We start from the raw sequence: 13,850 nt of genomic DNA on the forward strand, positions 1-13,850 counted from the left end.
CGGGGCCGCATGCAGCGGCCCCCAACGGAGAAGAATATGATTATCGAAGTCAAAGTTCCGCAACTGCCCGAGTCCGTATCCGAAGCCACGCTGATGAGCTGGCACAAAAAGGTCGGTGAAGCCGTCGCCCGCGACGAAAACCTGATCGATCTGGAAACCGACAAAGTCGTGCTGGAGTTGCCGGCACCGCTGGCAGGTGTGATCGTTGAAATTATCGAAGCCGATGGCGCTACCGTCGTGTCCGGTCAGCTGATTGCCCGTATCGACACCGCAGCCAAGGCAGGCGACGTTGCCCCTGCTGCCGCGCCGGAAGTGGCGGCAGTTGCCGCTGCGCCTGCTGCAGCCATGCCGTCGGCCGCCAAACTGGCCGCCGAGAGTGGCGTGAATCTGGCGAATGTTGCCGGTTCCGGTCGTGATGGCCGCATCCTGAAAGAAGATGTACAGGCTGCCGCTGCCAAGCCGCTGGCGCCGGTACAGGCCGGCCCGGTACTGGCTGCGCCTTCCAGCGTGAGCGGTGCAGCGCTGGCCAGCACCCCATCGGTGGTAAACGCCGGTGCGCTGCTGTCTGATCGTCCTGAACAGCGCGTGCCGATGAGCCGCCTGCGTCAGCGCGTAGCCGAGCGTCTGCTGCAAAGCCAGGCTCAAAACGCCATCCTCACCACCTTCAATGAAGTGAATATGAAGCCGGTGATGGATCTGCGCGCCAAGTACAAGGACAAGTTCGAGAAGGAGCACGGCGTCAAGCTGGGTTTCATGTCCTTCTTCGTCAAGGCGGCAGTCGCAGCACTGAAGAAATTCCCGGTGGTGAACGCCTCGGTTGACGGCAATGACATCCTGTATCACGGCTACTTCGATATCGGTATCGCCGTGGGCAGCCCGCGCGGTCTGGTGGTACCTATCCTGCGCAACGCCGACCAGATGTCTATCGCCGAAATCGAGAAGCAGATTGCCGAGTTTGCGGTCAAGGCACGCGACGGCAAGCTGTCGATGGAAGACCTGACCGGCGGCACCTTCTCCATCACCAACGGTGGCACTTTCGGCTCGATGATGTCCACGCCTATCATCAACCCGCCACAATCGGCGATTCTGGGCATGCACGCGACCAAAGATCGCGCAGTTGTTGAGAATGGTCAGATCGTTGCGCGCCCGATGATGTATCTTGCGCTCTCTTACGACCACCGTATCATCGATGGTCGCGAGGCGGTGCTGACGCTGGTGACGATCAAGGATCTGCTAGAAGACCCGGCCCGCCTCATTCTTGATTTGTAATCCGGCCTGCCGGCTGCGGCGCCCGTGAAGGGCGCAGCAGCCGGTGCGCCACAAGACATGAACGGAGCTTTATGAATATCCCCGACTGGTTCTACGGCATTGCTTCCATCCTCGCCGCTTTTGCTTTGGCTTTCTTGATGATCAAGAAGCGCAAAATGGGGGTGAAGGAAGACTGGTTCTCGACCTTCGGTAAATCCATCCTGATCCTGTTCATGATTGCATTCGGTATCTTGCTGCTTGCTGTCAGCAAGACCTGAGCCGGCGCCTGCCCACTGCGGGTAGCGCTTGGCCTATCAAGGGAATACACCATGAGCCAACAATTCGACGTCGTTGTGATCGGCGCCGGCCCCGGCGGTTATGTTGCCGCTATTCGTGCCGCCCAGCTGGGCTTTAATACTGCCTGTATCGATGCCTTTGTCGGTAAAAGCGGCAAGCCATCGCTGGGCGGTACCTGCCTGAACGTCGGTTGCATTCCATCCAAGGCGCTGTTGCAGTCGAGCGAAAACTTCCACGCCATTGCCCACGATTTTGCTGAGCACGGCATCAGCGTGGAAGGCGCCAAGTTTGACGCGGCCAAGATGATTGCGCGCAAGGATGGCATCGTCGACAAGCTCACCGCCGGTATCGGTTTCTTGTTCAAGAAGAACAAGGTGACCAGTCTGCATGGCCTGGGCTCGCTCAAGGGCCGCAGCGGCGAGAAGTGGCAGCTGGAAGTGAAAAACGGCGACACGGTCGATGCCATTGAAGCGACGCATGTGATTGTTGCCACCGGCTCCAGCGTGCGCCAGTTGCCGGGTGTCACCATCGACAACGTCACCGTGCTCGACAACGAAGGCGCGCTGAATGTAGATGCCGTGCCTGCCCGTCTGGGCGTGATCGGTGCCGGTGTGATCGGTCTGGAAATGGGTTCGGTGTGGAAGCGCGTCGGTGCCGACGTCACCATCCTAGAAGCCATGCCGACCTTCCTCGCCGCGGCCGACCAGCAAATTGCCAAGGAAGCCTTCAAGACGCTGACCAAAAACACCGGGCTGGATATCAAGCTGGGCGTGAAGATAGGCGAGATCAAGAATCTGGGTGACAAGGTCAGCGTAGCTTATGAAGTCGGCGGCGAAGCGACGGTGGCCGAATTCGACAAGCTGATCGTCTCCATCGGCCGCGTGCCGAATACCAGCGGCCTGGGGGCCGACGCGGTCGGCTTGCAGCTGGACGAGCGCGGCTTCGTGGTGGTGGACGACAACTGCCACACCAATTTGCCGAATGTGTGGGCGATTGGCGATGTGGTGCGTGGCCCTATGCTGGCACACAAGGCGTCCGAAGAGGGCGTGGCGGTGGCCGAGCGCATCGCCGGTCAGAAGCCGCATGTCGACTTTAACGTGATCCCGTGGGTGATTTACACCAGTCCGGAAATCGCCTGGGTCGGCAAGACCGAAGAGCAACTCAAGGCCGCAGGCATCGAGTACAAGAAGGGCTCTTCCGGCTTTGCCGCCAACGGTCGCGCGCTGGGTCTGGGTCAGGCACAAGGCACGGTTAAAATCCTGGCCTGTGCCAAAACCGACCGCATCCTGGGTCTGCATATGATCGGGCCTATGGTGTCCGAACTGGTGACCGAAGGCGTGGTATCCATGGAATTCAAGGCAGCCAGCGAAGATCTGGCGCGCATTATCCATGCCCATCCGTCCTTGTCCGAAGTGGTGCACGAAGCGGCGCTGGCCGTTGACAAGCGCGCACTGCACGGTTGATTGAATCCGGCCGGCTCTTCGGGGCTGGTCTTATGAAAGTGCCTGATGGAGTTGATTGCCAACGCAGTCATGCTGGGCGTGCTGATGCTGGTGGCAGCCTTGATGTGGCTAGTGAAAATCGGCTTTGATGAGGCCGGCGTATTCGACCGTATGCGGGGGATCAAGCTGTTTCTGGCTGGTGCGACCTTCCCCGTTTCGGTCTATGTCATGTCGGGTGCCGCCAGACGGCGCCTGAAATGGCCTGTGTTGCTGGCGTGTGTGGGCGGCATTTTGCTGATTGCCATCCGTGTGCGTTACGCCGCGCCCTGATTTCCCGTAGCGAAGCCCAGGCTCTAAGGCGCAAGCCTTAGGGCAAAAAAAATCAGGATGGCTCATGAAGGCCGTCCGATTTCCAATAAAAGGAAACCATAAATGAACCTGCACGAATACCAAGCGAAAGAGCTGCTGGCCCGTTACGGCCTGCCGGTACAAAAAGGCATTCTGGCCGCTACGGCTGAAGAAGCTGCCGCCGCCTACGATGCGCTGGGCGGCAAGTTTGCCGTGGTCAAGGCCCAGGTGCATGCCGGTGGTCGTGGCAAGGCAGGCGGTGTGAAAGTGGTGAAAAGCCGCGAAGAAGCCGCTGCCGAAGCCGCGCGCCTGATCGGCACCAATCTGGTGACCTACCAGACCGACGCCGCCGGCCAGCCGGTGCATTCGGTACTGGTGTGCGAAGACATGTATCCGGTTGAGCGCGAGCTGTATCTGGGTGCCGTGGTTGACCGTGGCAGCCAGCGCGTAGTGTTTATGGTCTCCACCGAAGGCGGTGTCGAGATTGAAAAAGTCGCCGAAGAAACCCCGGAAAAAATCATCAAGGTCGAAGTCGATCCGCTGGTTGGCATGCAGCCATTCCAGGCACGCGATTGCGCCTTTGCTTTGGGTCTGAAGGGCGCGCAAATTGCTGCATTCAGCAAGCTGATGCTGGGCGCGTACGACGCGTTTATGGAAAACGACTTTGCCCTGTTCGAAGTGAACCCGCTGGCGCTGCGCGAAAACGGCGAACTGGCTTGCGTGGACGGCAAGATCAACCTCGACTCCAACGCGCTGTACCGCCACCCGGAACTGCTGGCGATGCGCGACAAGAGCCAGGAGAACGAGCGCGAAGTGAAAGCGTCCGAGTTTGACCTCAACTATGTGGCGCTGGAAGGCAATATAGGCTGCATGGTGAACGGTGCTGGCCTTGCGATGGCCACCATGGACATCATCAAGCTCAAGGGTGGTCAGCCGGCCAACTTCCTTGATGTAGGCGGTGGCGCTACCAAGGAGCGCGTGGTTGAAGCGTTCAAGCTGATTCTGGCCGACAGCTCGGTCAAGGGCGTGCTGATCAACATCTTCGGCGGCATCGTGCGTTGCGACATGATCGCCGAAGCCATTATCGCGGCCGTGAAGGAAGTCAATGTCACGGTACCGGTAGTGGTGCGTCTGGAAGGCAATAATGCCGAACTGGGTGCCAAGATCCTGGAAGAATCCGGTCTCAAGCTGACTTCGGCCCAAGGTCTGAACGACGCGGCCGAGAAGATTGTTGCCGCCGTAGCTGCCCTGTAATCACCCGCACCGAACAAGGATATCAAGATGAGCGTTCTCGTAAATAAAGACACGAAGGTGCTGGTGCAGGGCTTTACCGGCAAAAACGGGACTTTCCACGCCGAGCAGGCGCTGAAAGTCGGCACCAAGGTGGTTGGCGGTGTGACCCCGGGCAAGGGCGGTTCCGAGCATCTGGGTCTGCCGGTGTTCAACACCATGAAGGATGCGGTACGTGAAACCCAGGCCGATGCTTCGGTAATCTATGTACCGGCAGCTTTTGCCAAGGATTCCATCCTCGAAGCCGTCGCCTCCGGCGTGAAACTGATTGTCTGCATCACCGAAGGCGTGCCGACACTGGACATGCTGTATGTGAAAAAAGCCGTCGACGAAGCCGGCGTGCGCCTGATCGGCCCGAACTGCCCAGGCATCATCACCCCGGGCGAGTGCAAGATCGGCATCATGCCATGGCACATCCACAACCCGGGCCGTATCGGCATCGTCAGCCGCTCCGGCACGCTGACTTATGAAGCCGTGGCACAGACCACCGCTCTGGGTCTGGGCCAGTCGACCTGTATCGGTATCGGTGGCGACCCTATCCCGGGTCTGTCGCATATCGATGCGCTCAAACTGTTCCAGGATGATCCGGATACCGACGCCATCGTAATGATCGGTGAAATCGGTGGTTCGGCCGAAGAAGAAGCGGCCGAATTTGCCAAGTCCTATGTGACCAAGCCGGTCGTTGGCTATATCGCTGGCGTGACCGCCCCTAAAGGCAAGCGCATGGGCCACGCCGGTGCCATCATCTCCGGCGGCAAGGGCACGGCCGAAGAGAAATTCAAGGCTTTCGAGAAAGCCGGCATCGCCTACACCCGCAGCCCGGCCGAGATCGGCAAGACCATGTACGAGCTGCTCAAAAGCAAGAACATGATCTGATAGATCGTCCAGTCAAAACCAGAAGCCGCCCGGGTAAACCGGGCGGCTTTTTTCATGTTCTGAGTTGCTGCTCCACACACAAAGCCACCTCGCGTGCCAGCGAAGGCGAGGTGGTCCACTTGCCGCCGAACACCGACAGCAAGCGGCCCTGCGTAATCAGCGCATGTTCGCGCTGCGCGCGGTTAGGGTCGCGTGCGCTTTTCAGTAGCGGCCTTATACCGGCATAACGCCCGCAAATCTCGGTTTCGCTTGCCGGCGGGAAGTAGTCGTTATAAAGCCTCAGCAGATAGATGGCCTCGGCATCGCTGCACGCGACTGGCGCATCGGGCGCTTGCCGCTGTTCGGTGGTGCCGATCAGGGTTTGTCCTTGCCAGGGCAGGACAAACACCACCCGCCGCTCGCCCGTTACTTCCAGCAGATAGCCTTGCGACAAGGGACGATCAAGCACGATATGGCTGCCGCGTACCGTGTCCAGCATTAAGGGGCTGGCGATCTGGCTCTCGGTGAGTAAGCGCTCGGCCCACGGGCCGCAGGCATTGACGATGGCGTCAAACTGCAGGCGCTGCCCGCCTAGCTGCAGGCTGCCATCGCAGTTGATCCGGCTGACGAGCGCATGTTCATTGAGGCTGACGCCTGCCGTACGGGCTTGTTGTGCTGCCCATAAGCCCAGTCTGGCATCGTCCATCTGCGCATCGTAGTAGCGGTAGCCACCCAGCAACTGGTGCGGGCAAAGCCGGTCGCCGTTTTGCAATAGGGCAGCGGGCGGCACAAATGCATGACGGGGCAGGGCGGAATGCCCGGCCAGGTGGTCATAAAGCCACAAGCCGGCCTTGAGCTGCCAGCGCGAGCGGCGGGCGTGGCGATAGAGCGGCAGACAGATAGCCAGCGGGCTGGCCAGTTTGCTGTTTTGTGCCAGCCACCAGTCGCGGTCGGCCAGCGCACGCCGCACCAGCGCAATCTCGCCGTTTTCCAGATAGCGCAGCCCGCCGTGCAACAGCTTGGATGAGGCCTGGCTTGTGTGTGAAATCAGCGTATCGCGTTCGAACAAGGTGACCGTGTGGCCTGCGCGCGCCAATGTCCATGCGCTCATCACGCCATTGATGCCACCTCCAATCACGGCAATTGCCGGCATGCTCTCCTCCACAGGCAATAAGGCGGCGCTTTTCCTGTCGCAAGCGCGAGGGATTGGCCGGGGCTTGATCTTGATCAAGTTGGCATTTTGCGTGCCAATTTAATCTTAATGCATATTTTGTGAGCGAGCCGGGAGGAAAGTCAGATGGAACTGTGGACGCTGTTATTGTCGGATAATGTGGGCCGGGCGAGTCTGGCTGTGATCGGGACAACGACTGTGATCGTATGCGTGCTGATCGGAATCATGATCAAGCGTGCGCGTAGCGCTAAGGGCTAAACAGATACTGGACGCTTCGGCGTCCAGATGCTTTTTGCTTAGGGTTGTTTGTGCGGCTTTTCGCTGAGGAAGGCGAACAGATAGATGGCGGCGGGGATGCCGGAGAATAGCAGGACGGCCTGACCGGTTTCACCCTGTATCTGGCTGGCGATAAAGCCAAGATCCAGTGCTGCAAACAAAAATGCCAGTAGCCAGTTGGCGCGGCGCAAGGGTTTGCCGTGTAGTTGCCAGTACCAGATGGGCCAGCAGATATGGGCGGCAACCAGCACGCCTAGCAACGCAGCCATCATGGCATCCTCCATTTTAATGATAAAGGTTAATAATTTTATATCAAATATGGCGAGTGATCGCAATTAATTATTGCGCCGGGCCGGTCTTACAGAATTAAGACTCTGCTGAAAACATGTCCAGTGATGTGGCAAGCAGATAGGTGGTAGCGGGGATGCCGGCAAACAGATAGGTGGTCGCTGCCGAGATGGAATGGTATTGCATGGCCATCAGTCCCAGTTCCAGCGTGCCGATGGCCAGTGCCAGCACATAATCGCTCGCATATAAACTGCGACTGGCTAGCTGTTTACGCCAGACTGGCCAGCAGATATGTAGCGCAATCAGCAAACCAAGCACAATGGGCATCATGGTCACCTTGTCGCATCGCCCCCATGCAAGCTTGTGGCGGGTGCGGCCGGATTGTTTATGTGTATGTGCTACGAATGGTATGACTAATGGGTGTGCATGTCCATTCGCTTGGTGCCAAGGAGTGGAAAGGCTAAAGCGTAGTGCGGGGGGAGGGTGTGTCTGGCTATGCGGGTAAACTTGCCAACGGTGACAGTGGTTGTCGTGCTGCAGTTAAGGCGCAACTGACACGATGGTGTGGGAAAAGGCGGCGTACGCTGGTGCGCCGCCTTTTTGTCTATTAAGGTTTGAGTCCAATTTTTTCGGCCAAAGACCAGTTGCCCTTGCTGCTAAAAGGCAGGCTGGCAATGCCGTTCACATCGGTAATCTGCCCCTCCAGCTGGTAGGCGATACCGCGATTCGGGCTGGTCAATGCATTGCCCAGTTGCTTGAGCCAGTCCGCTAGCGAGGTGTGCATTCTGACGGTGATGACACTGCTTGAGCGGGCCGGAATTTCAAATGCTTTGTTGCTCATGCCGTCTGCCAGCCTTTTGTCATCTACCTGCAGTGTGAATTTCACACCCTTGCCCGACAGCGCAAAACCGTTGGGGTTGCTGATGCGCAGGCTGACATCGAAAGCTTGTTCGAATAGTGTGCTTTTGCTGCTGGGCTTGATATCGACCAGACTGACTTTGGGTTTTTCCAGTCCCAGGGTCGAACAGGCGCTCAGCAAGGTGAGCGTCAGTAGCAGTATCCAGCGTTTCATGATTTGTCCTTAGTAGGGGGCAATACGCTGCGCGTGGTCTCGATCCAGGCGCGGGCGGCATGTGAGAGGTAGGCGCCGTTGCGCCAGATCAGCGCAAGATGCCACCTCAAATCGGGGTCGGCAAGTGCTATCAGGTCGAATTTGGCCGGATCCAGGCGCTGGGCGACCGAGTGTGGCAGCAAGGTAATGCCAAGGCGGGCGCCGACCAGTTCGGCCAGAAAGTCCCATTGTGCGCTCGTGCCGACAATATTCAGCGGCTTGTCCATCTGGCGGAAAGCGTTGGCAATGTGCGCGGTCAGGGTAAAGTCCGGCGGATAGAGTACAAAAGCCTGCTCGGTGAGCTCCGCCAGCAAGACGGATTCCCGGCCATGCCAAGCCGAGTTGGCAGGCGCTACCAGACAGAGCGGTTCGTTGACTACGGCCAGCGAGCTGAAATCGTCGGTATTGACCGGCAGTACGGCAATGCCGAGTTCGACCTCTCCTGTGCGTATCTGGCTTTCTACTGCCAGCGCCCCGGTTTCAACCAGCTTGAGTTCGATCTTGGGGTAGTGCTCGCGAAAGCGGCTGACAACAGGGGCAAAGTAGGCCGCGCCCACCATGGGTGGCAAGCCGAATACCAGTTCGCCGGATTTGAGTTCAGACAGGTCAATTAGCTCGCGTTTGAGCAACTGCATGCTGTGCAGCATGTCTTCGGCGCGGGCAAGCGTCACCTTGCCGGCATCTGTCAGCGAGATGCTTTTCCCCTGTCGCAGCAATAGTGGTGTTCCCAGCTCGTCTTCCAGTTGGCGCACCATTTTGCTGATGGTGGGCTGGGTGACAAACAGGCTGTCGGCAGCACGGGTAAAGCTTTGTTCGCGTACCACCGCGGCAAAGTAACGTAAGGCACGAATATCCATGCATTCCTTTCTGGAATGTTTATTGTTAGTTTAATTCATTTTATCTATTTGTAGACCGCGCATACACTGGATAGTTCAGTCCACTCGACAGTATAACGACCATGTTCCCCGCGCTTAAAAAAACGCTATGCACGGTATGGCAAGTTGCCTTGCTTTCCTTATGGTGGTGGTGTGCTCAGGCTTTGTGCGAGCGCTTTATGCCAGTGCTGCCTGGTGGCGTGTTGGGGCTTGTACTGCTGTTTCTGGTCTTGCAAGCCAAGTGGCTGCCTGTGAGTTGGGTGGAGCAAGGTTCGCGCTGGCTATTGGCCGAGATGTTGCTGTTTTTCATCCCTGCGGTGGTGGCGGTGGTGCAGTTTACCGCGCTGTTCGAGCAGAATGGGATACGCATTATGGCGGTGATCGTGCTGTCGACGGCATGCGTGATGCTGTCAACGGCGCTGGTCGTTGATCGCTGTTACCGCTTGCTGCGTTTCAGGCATTTGCGTGCCAAGCGGGAGGAGGGCGCGCTATGTTTGCGCTAAGTTCGGTGTTGTGCCTGCTGGTGACGCTGCTGCTGTATGTATTGGTCAAGTGCCTGCACCAGCGCCTGAAGCGCTGGTGGTCTGCACCTATTTTTCTGGTGCCGGTATTGCTGGTGTCTTTGCTTTTGCTGTGCGACATACCCTTTGCCCACTATTGGCAGGATACACGCTATCTGACCTGGCTATTGGGACCGGCGACCGTGGCTTTTGCGATCCCCATCTATCAGCAACGTGCACTGATTCGCGCTAACTGGATCACCTTGCTTGCTGGTGTACTTACCGGCATCGTGGTCGGTGTAGGCAGCTCGGTCTGGCTGGCACATGCTTTTTCCCTGCCGGAAATGGTGGTGCGTAGTCTGGCGCCGCGCTCGGTCAGTACGCCGTTTGCCCTGGCGAGTGCCGCCCATCTTGGGGCGAACCCGCAACTGGTGGCGATCTTCGTGGTAATAACCGGTGTGGTCGGCATGTCGCTGGGCGAGTTGCTGTTACTGCTGTTTCGGGTGCGTAGCCCTTTGGCGCGCGGTGCTCTGTTTGGTGCGGCAGCCCATGGTGCGGGTACGGCCAAAGCCAGTGAGATTGGCGAGGAAGAAGGCGTGGTCGCCAGCCTGACCATGATGTTGTGCGGAGTGGCGATGGTGCTGCTGGCGCCTTTGATCGGCCTGCTGCTTTAAGCGTTGTAAGATAAAAAACCGCCGCCCCCTTGCCGGGAGCGGCGGTTTTTTGCGTAGGAAAGCCGGCTTATTGTGGCTTGGGATTGATCAGGATTTCCACGCGGCGGTTCTGGGCGCGTCCTGCTGCCGTGGCATTGCTGGCGACCGGGCTTTCCGGGCCATAACCCTGGGTTGCGATGCGGCTGCCGCCTACGCCATTGTTGCGCAGGATATTGGCCACCGATTGCGCGCGCTCGCGCGACAGCTTCATATTGTAAGCCAGCGCACCGGTGCTGTCGGTGTAGCCGTTGACGGTGATGGTGGTTTCCGGGTACTGGTTGAGCACGCCGGCCACATCGGCGAGCGAGCGCTGTGCGCCGCTATTGAGCGAGGCGCTGTTAAGTGCAAAAGTGATGTTTTCCGGCATCACCAGTTTGATCTGGTCGCCGACGCGGTTAACCTGAACCTGGGTATTGGCCAGTTTGGCACGCAGTTCTTTTTCCTGGTTGTCCATGTATACGCCGACGCCGGCACCGATGGCACCGCAAGCCAGCGCTGCATTACGTGCACCCTTGCTGCCGGAGACCAGTGCGCCGATGGCACCGCATACAGCCGCACCACCCAAGCCGTAGGTTGCGGTTTTGTTCATTTCACTCTGGCCGGTCATCGGGTTGGTGGTGCACGCGGTGAGGGCAAGGGCGCCGGCTACAACGGTAGCGGTCAGGCGCAGAGACAGTTTAGACATGGCGAGTTTCCTGTTTTTGTTGGATAGGCGTTGCGGGAGAAGGCCAGAGTGTTTATTGGCCTCTGATGACACGCTTGCTTTATGGTAGATAGCCCGCATTGCGCTTACCAGTGGCTTGTCACTGTATTTTGCGGCAGGATGTCGGGCTTTTCGTGTGATTGGGCGCAATTGTCGTCCATTTGCATTATTTTTGCATTATAGAATGTGCTAATAATTGTTTCGGCCCTGTTGCCGGATCTGGAGTGGAAACCAAGATGGATGTTTTGATGGGGCAGCGCGAGCTGAGCATGACGGTGCTGATGACACCGGATATGGCGAATTTTTCCGGCAATGTGCATGGCGGCTCTTTGCTCAAACTGCTGGATCAGGTGGCTTACGCCTGTGCCAGCCGCTATGCCGGCCATTACGCGGTGACGTTGTCGGTGGATCAGGTGCTGTTCAAGCAGCCCATTCATGTGGGCGAGTTGGTGACTTTTTTGGCCATGGTCAATTATGTGGGGCGTACTTCGATGGAGATAGGCATCAAGGTGATTGCCGAGAATATCCGTACCCGTGTCGTGCGCCACACCAACAGCTGCTATTTCACCATGGTGGCGATGGAGCAGGGCAAGTCCATGCCGGTGCCGCCTTTGCTGCTGGAAACCGATGAACAAAAACAGCGCTTTGCTGCCGCTCAGATACGCAAACAGATGCGTATGGCTGCGGCCGAGCAATTGAAAAACCCGCTATGAGTGATGCCCCTGCCGTCTTGCCGCCTATGTACAGGCTGATTCATACCGATCCGCGCTTTTACATCATCAGCAAGCTGCCCGGCATCAGCTTCCATCGCGAAGGCGAGGAGGCCGGCTTGATGGAGGGTTTACGCGCAGGGCTGTCGGATGAAGCTTTGTGGCCGGTGCACAGACTGGACCGGATGACATCGGGCCTGTTGGTGGTGGCACGCTCGGCAGCGGTGGCCTCGGCCTTGTCGGCGGCATTTGCCGGGCGTGAAGTCGAAAAAGTGTATCTAGCCTTGTCCGAGCGCAAGCCGCAGAAAAAACAGGGCTGGATCAAGGGGGATATGGAAAAGGGCCGCGGCGGGGCATGGAAGTTATGCCCGAGCCAGCTAAAACCTGCCGTGACCCGCTTTACGACCGAGTCGGTCGCGCCGGGCTTGCGCCTGTTTGTGCTGCGTCCGCATACCGGGCGCACCCACCAGTTGCGTGTGGCGATGAAAAGCCTGTCTGCGCCGATACTGGGCGATGCGCTATATAGCGGCAGCCCCGCCGACCGGGGCTATCTGCACGCCTATGCTTTAAGTTTCATGCTGGACGGCGAGCGCCATGCCTTTGTGTGCCCGCCCGAGGTGGGCGAGCTGTTTGGCTCGGACGCTTTTGCCGCTGCCCTGTCACGCGTCGGTGCTGTCTGGGCTTGAGCTAGCAGCCTGTGCCGCGCGCAGCTTGTCCTTCTTGCTCATGCGCTTGCCCTTGATGCCGCCCTTGTCATCGGTCACCGCTTTTGCGGGGGTGACGACAGGCATCTCGGGCTCGAAGCCGGCAATCTGCTCGCGCGCCACGCGCTGCTGCTGGCGTTTTTCGATCAGATAAAAGTGTGCTTCGTTTTGTGCCGTGACAAAGCTGATGGCCAGACCGCTGGCGCCGGCGCGCCCGGTGCGGCCGATGCGGTGGGTATAGTCATCGCTGGCGCGCGGCAGATCATAGTTCACCACCACATCCAGCGCGGCGATATCCAGCCCGCGCGCCGCCACATCGGTGGCCACCAGAACCTGCAGCTTGCCATCCTGAAATTCAGCCAATACCCGGTTACGCCGCCCTTGGCTTAGCTCGCCGTGGAAGGCTTCTGCCCTAAGCCCCGCCTTGACCAGCTTTTCGGCCAGGTGGCGCGCACCATGCTGGCTGGCGACAAATACCAGTGTCCGCTGCCAGGCTTCGCTGGCAATCAGGTGGCGCAGCAAGGCGGTGCGGCGTGTGGTGTCAACCGTGAGGGCGCGCTGGCGGATGGCCGGGCGTGGGGCGGCTAAGCTTGCCGGTACGTCAATCAACACCGCCTGCTGCAATAAGCCGCTGGTCAGCGCCTTGACGCCGGGCGGGAAGGTGGCCGAAAACAGCAGGTTCTGCCGTTTGGCCGGCAAAAGTGCGAGGATCTGGCTGATTTCATCGCTGAAGCCCAGTTCCAGCAGGCGGTCTGCTTCGTCCAGTACCAGTGTCTTGACGTGATTGAGCCTGAGCGCATTGTGCGCGAGTACATCCAGCAAGCGCCCCGGAGTCGCCAGAACGATATCGGCGCCGCCACGCAATACCATCAGTTGCGGATTCAGTGCCACGCCGCCTACCAGTGTGATGATTTTGGGGGTATGGGGCAGGTGGCGGGCGAAAAAAGCCAGGCTGTCGGCAACCTGGATCGCCAGTTCGCGCGTGGGCAGCAGGATCAGCGTCTGGGTCTTGCGCGGCATCTCGTGCCGGCTTTGGCTGTAGGCCTGCAGTAGCGGCAGGGCAAAGGCCGCGGTTTTACCCGAACCGGTTGGCGCCGAGCCTTGCACATCGCAACCTTGCAAGATCGCGGGGATGGCGGCTTGCTGGATGGGGGTCGCTTGCAAATAATTTTTTTCGCCGGCGGCGCGGGCGAGGTCGGGCATAAGGCCCAAAGCAATAAATGGCATGAGTACGATCAGGGGGAAGCAAAGAGGAAGCGCGATCCGGTTTATGGCAGATCAGGGCGCTGTAGCGGCGGCCAGTGTAAGGCCGCAAGGTT

Annotated in this window: 18 protein-coding genes; 11 read left to right on the forward strand and 7 right to left on the reverse strand. The window is 58.8% G+C overall.

All coding sequences use genetic code 11. The annotated features are described in order from the left end of the window. Positions 1-36: 36 nt before the first annotated feature. From odhB to sucD, 6 genes are all read left to right on the forward strand, one after another. A complete protein-coding gene (odhB, locus tag GQF02_RS01585) occupies positions 37-1,269 on the forward strand; it encodes a 2-oxoglutarate dehydrogenase complex dihydrolipoyllysine-residue succinyltransferase (protein ID WP_160794361.1) in 1,233 nt (410 codons plus the stop codon). Positions 1,270-1,340: 71 nt separating this feature from the next. Further along, a complete protein-coding gene (locus GQF02_RS01590) occupies positions 1,341-1,526 on the forward strand; it encodes a hypothetical protein (protein WP_124734164.1) in 186 nt (61 codons plus the stop codon). 51 nt (positions 1,527-1,577) lie between these two features. Further along, positions 1,578-3,008 (forward strand): dihydrolipoyl dehydrogenase, encoded by a 1,431-nt coding sequence (lpdA, locus tag GQF02_RS01595; protein WP_124734165.1) that lies wholly within the window; start codon positions 1,578-1,580, stop codon positions 3,006-3,008. Positions 3,009-3,053: 45 nt separating this feature from the next. Continuing rightward, a complete protein-coding gene (locus GQF02_RS01600) occupies positions 3,054-3,317 on the forward strand; it encodes a hypothetical protein (protein ID WP_124734166.1) in 264 nt (87 codons plus the stop codon). Positions 3,318-3,419: 102 nt separating this feature from the next. Continuing rightward, positions 3,420-4,589: an ADP-forming succinate--CoA ligase subunit beta gene (gene sucC, locus GQF02_RS01605; RefSeq protein WP_124734167.1), complete on the forward strand. Its 1,170-nt coding sequence runs from the start codon at positions 3,420-3,422 to the stop codon at positions 4,587-4,589. Between the two features lie 27 nt (positions 4,590-4,616). Further along, positions 4,617-5,501 carry a succinate--CoA ligase subunit alpha gene (gene sucD / locus GQF02_RS01610; protein WP_124734168.1) on the forward strand — a complete coding sequence of 295 codons (885 nt, stop codon included), beginning with the start codon at positions 4,617-4,619 and terminating at the stop codon, positions 5,499-5,501. 52 nt (positions 5,502-5,553) lie between these two features. Here sucD and GQF02_RS01615 read toward each other — a convergent pair whose 3' ends face one another. Then, the gene (locus GQF02_RS01615; RefSeq protein ID WP_160794363.1) at positions 5,554-6,633 is read right to left on the reverse strand and encodes a glycerol-3-phosphate dehydrogenase/oxidase; all 1,080 of its coding nucleotides are present in this window, start codon (positions 6,631-6,633) and stop codon (positions 5,554-5,556) included. A 144-nt stretch (positions 6,634-6,777) separates the two neighbouring features. On the opposite strand from GQF02_RS01615, the gene GQF02_RS16045 reads away from it, so the two are divergent. Then, on the forward strand, positions 6,778-6,909 hold the full coding sequence (locus GQF02_RS16045) for a hypothetical protein (RefSeq protein ID WP_268890983.1): 132 nt from the start codon (positions 6,778-6,780) through the stop codon (positions 6,907-6,909). Between the two features lie 38 nt (positions 6,910-6,947). Here GQF02_RS16045 and GQF02_RS01620 read toward each other — a convergent pair whose 3' ends face one another. From GQF02_RS01620 to GQF02_RS01635, 4 genes are all read right to left on the reverse strand, one after another. Beyond that, positions 6,948-7,199 (reverse strand): hypothetical protein, encoded by a 252-nt coding sequence (locus GQF02_RS01620; RefSeq protein ID WP_124734171.1) that lies wholly within the window; start codon positions 7,197-7,199, stop codon positions 6,948-6,950. 94 nt (positions 7,200-7,293) lie between these two features. Beyond that, the gene (locus GQF02_RS01625) at positions 7,294-7,542 is read right to left on the reverse strand and encodes a hypothetical protein (RefSeq protein ID WP_160794365.1); all 249 of its coding nucleotides are present in this window, start codon (positions 7,540-7,542) and stop codon (positions 7,294-7,296) included. Positions 7,543-7,822: 280 nt separating this feature from the next. After that, a complete protein-coding gene (locus tag GQF02_RS01630; RefSeq protein WP_160794367.1) occupies positions 7,823-8,287 on the reverse strand; it encodes an LEA type 2 family protein in 465 nt (154 codons plus the stop codon). After that, entirely contained in the window at positions 8,284-9,183 is a 900-nt protein-coding gene (locus tag GQF02_RS01635) for a LysR family transcriptional regulator (protein ID WP_160794369.1), read from the reverse strand. The genes GQF02_RS01630 and GQF02_RS01635 overlap by 4 nt, the downstream gene beginning before the upstream one ends. Positions 9,184-9,284: 101 nt before the next feature. Here GQF02_RS01635 and GQF02_RS01640 point away from each other — a divergent pair, with 101 nt between their 5' ends. Together GQF02_RS01640 and GQF02_RS01645 are read left to right on the forward strand one after the other, a co-directional pair. Beyond that, positions 9,285-9,704, forward strand: coding sequence for a CidA/LrgA family protein (locus GQF02_RS01640; protein WP_124734175.1), 420 nt, complete (start codon positions 9,285-9,287; stop codon positions 9,702-9,704). Beyond that, the gene (locus tag GQF02_RS01645) at positions 9,692-10,375 is read left to right on the forward strand and encodes an LrgB family protein (protein ID WP_160794370.1); all 684 of its coding nucleotides are present in this window, start codon (positions 9,692-9,694) and stop codon (positions 10,373-10,375) included. Before GQF02_RS01640 ends, GQF02_RS01645 begins: the two co-directional genes overlap by 13 nt. Positions 10,376-10,442: 67 nt before the next feature. Here GQF02_RS01645 and GQF02_RS01650 read toward each other — a convergent pair whose 3' ends face one another. Next, positions 10,443-11,099, reverse strand: coding sequence for an OmpA family protein (locus GQF02_RS01650; protein WP_160794371.1), 657 nt, complete (start codon positions 11,097-11,099; stop codon positions 10,443-10,445). Between the two features lie 254 nt (positions 11,100-11,353). Here GQF02_RS01650 and GQF02_RS01655 point away from each other — a divergent pair, with 254 nt between their 5' ends. Together GQF02_RS01655 and GQF02_RS01660 are read left to right on the forward strand one after the other, a co-directional pair. Continuing rightward, complete coding sequence (locus GQF02_RS01655; protein WP_220789271.1) at positions 11,354-11,830, forward strand: acyl-CoA thioesterase; 477 nt, start codon at positions 11,354-11,356, stop codon at positions 11,828-11,830. A 26-nt stretch (positions 11,831-11,856) separates the two neighbouring features. Next, entirely contained in the window at positions 11,857-12,513 is a 657-nt protein-coding gene (locus GQF02_RS01660) for a TIGR01621 family pseudouridine synthase (RefSeq protein ID WP_160794616.1), read from the forward strand. Here the strand turns inward: GQF02_RS01660 and GQF02_RS01665 are convergent. Beyond that, on the reverse strand, positions 12,487-13,758 hold the full coding sequence (locus GQF02_RS01665) for a DEAD/DEAH box helicase (protein WP_220789272.1): 1,272 nt from the start codon (positions 13,756-13,758) through the stop codon (positions 12,487-12,489). The genes GQF02_RS01660 and GQF02_RS01665 overlap by 27 nt on opposite strands. Between the last annotated feature and the right edge of the window lie 92 nt (positions 13,759-13,850).

The organism is Craterilacuibacter sinensis, from assembly GCF_009831765.1.
GTDB classification, from domain to species: Bacteria; Pseudomonadota; Gammaproteobacteria; order Burkholderiales; family Chromobacteriaceae; genus Craterilacuibacter; species Craterilacuibacter sinensis.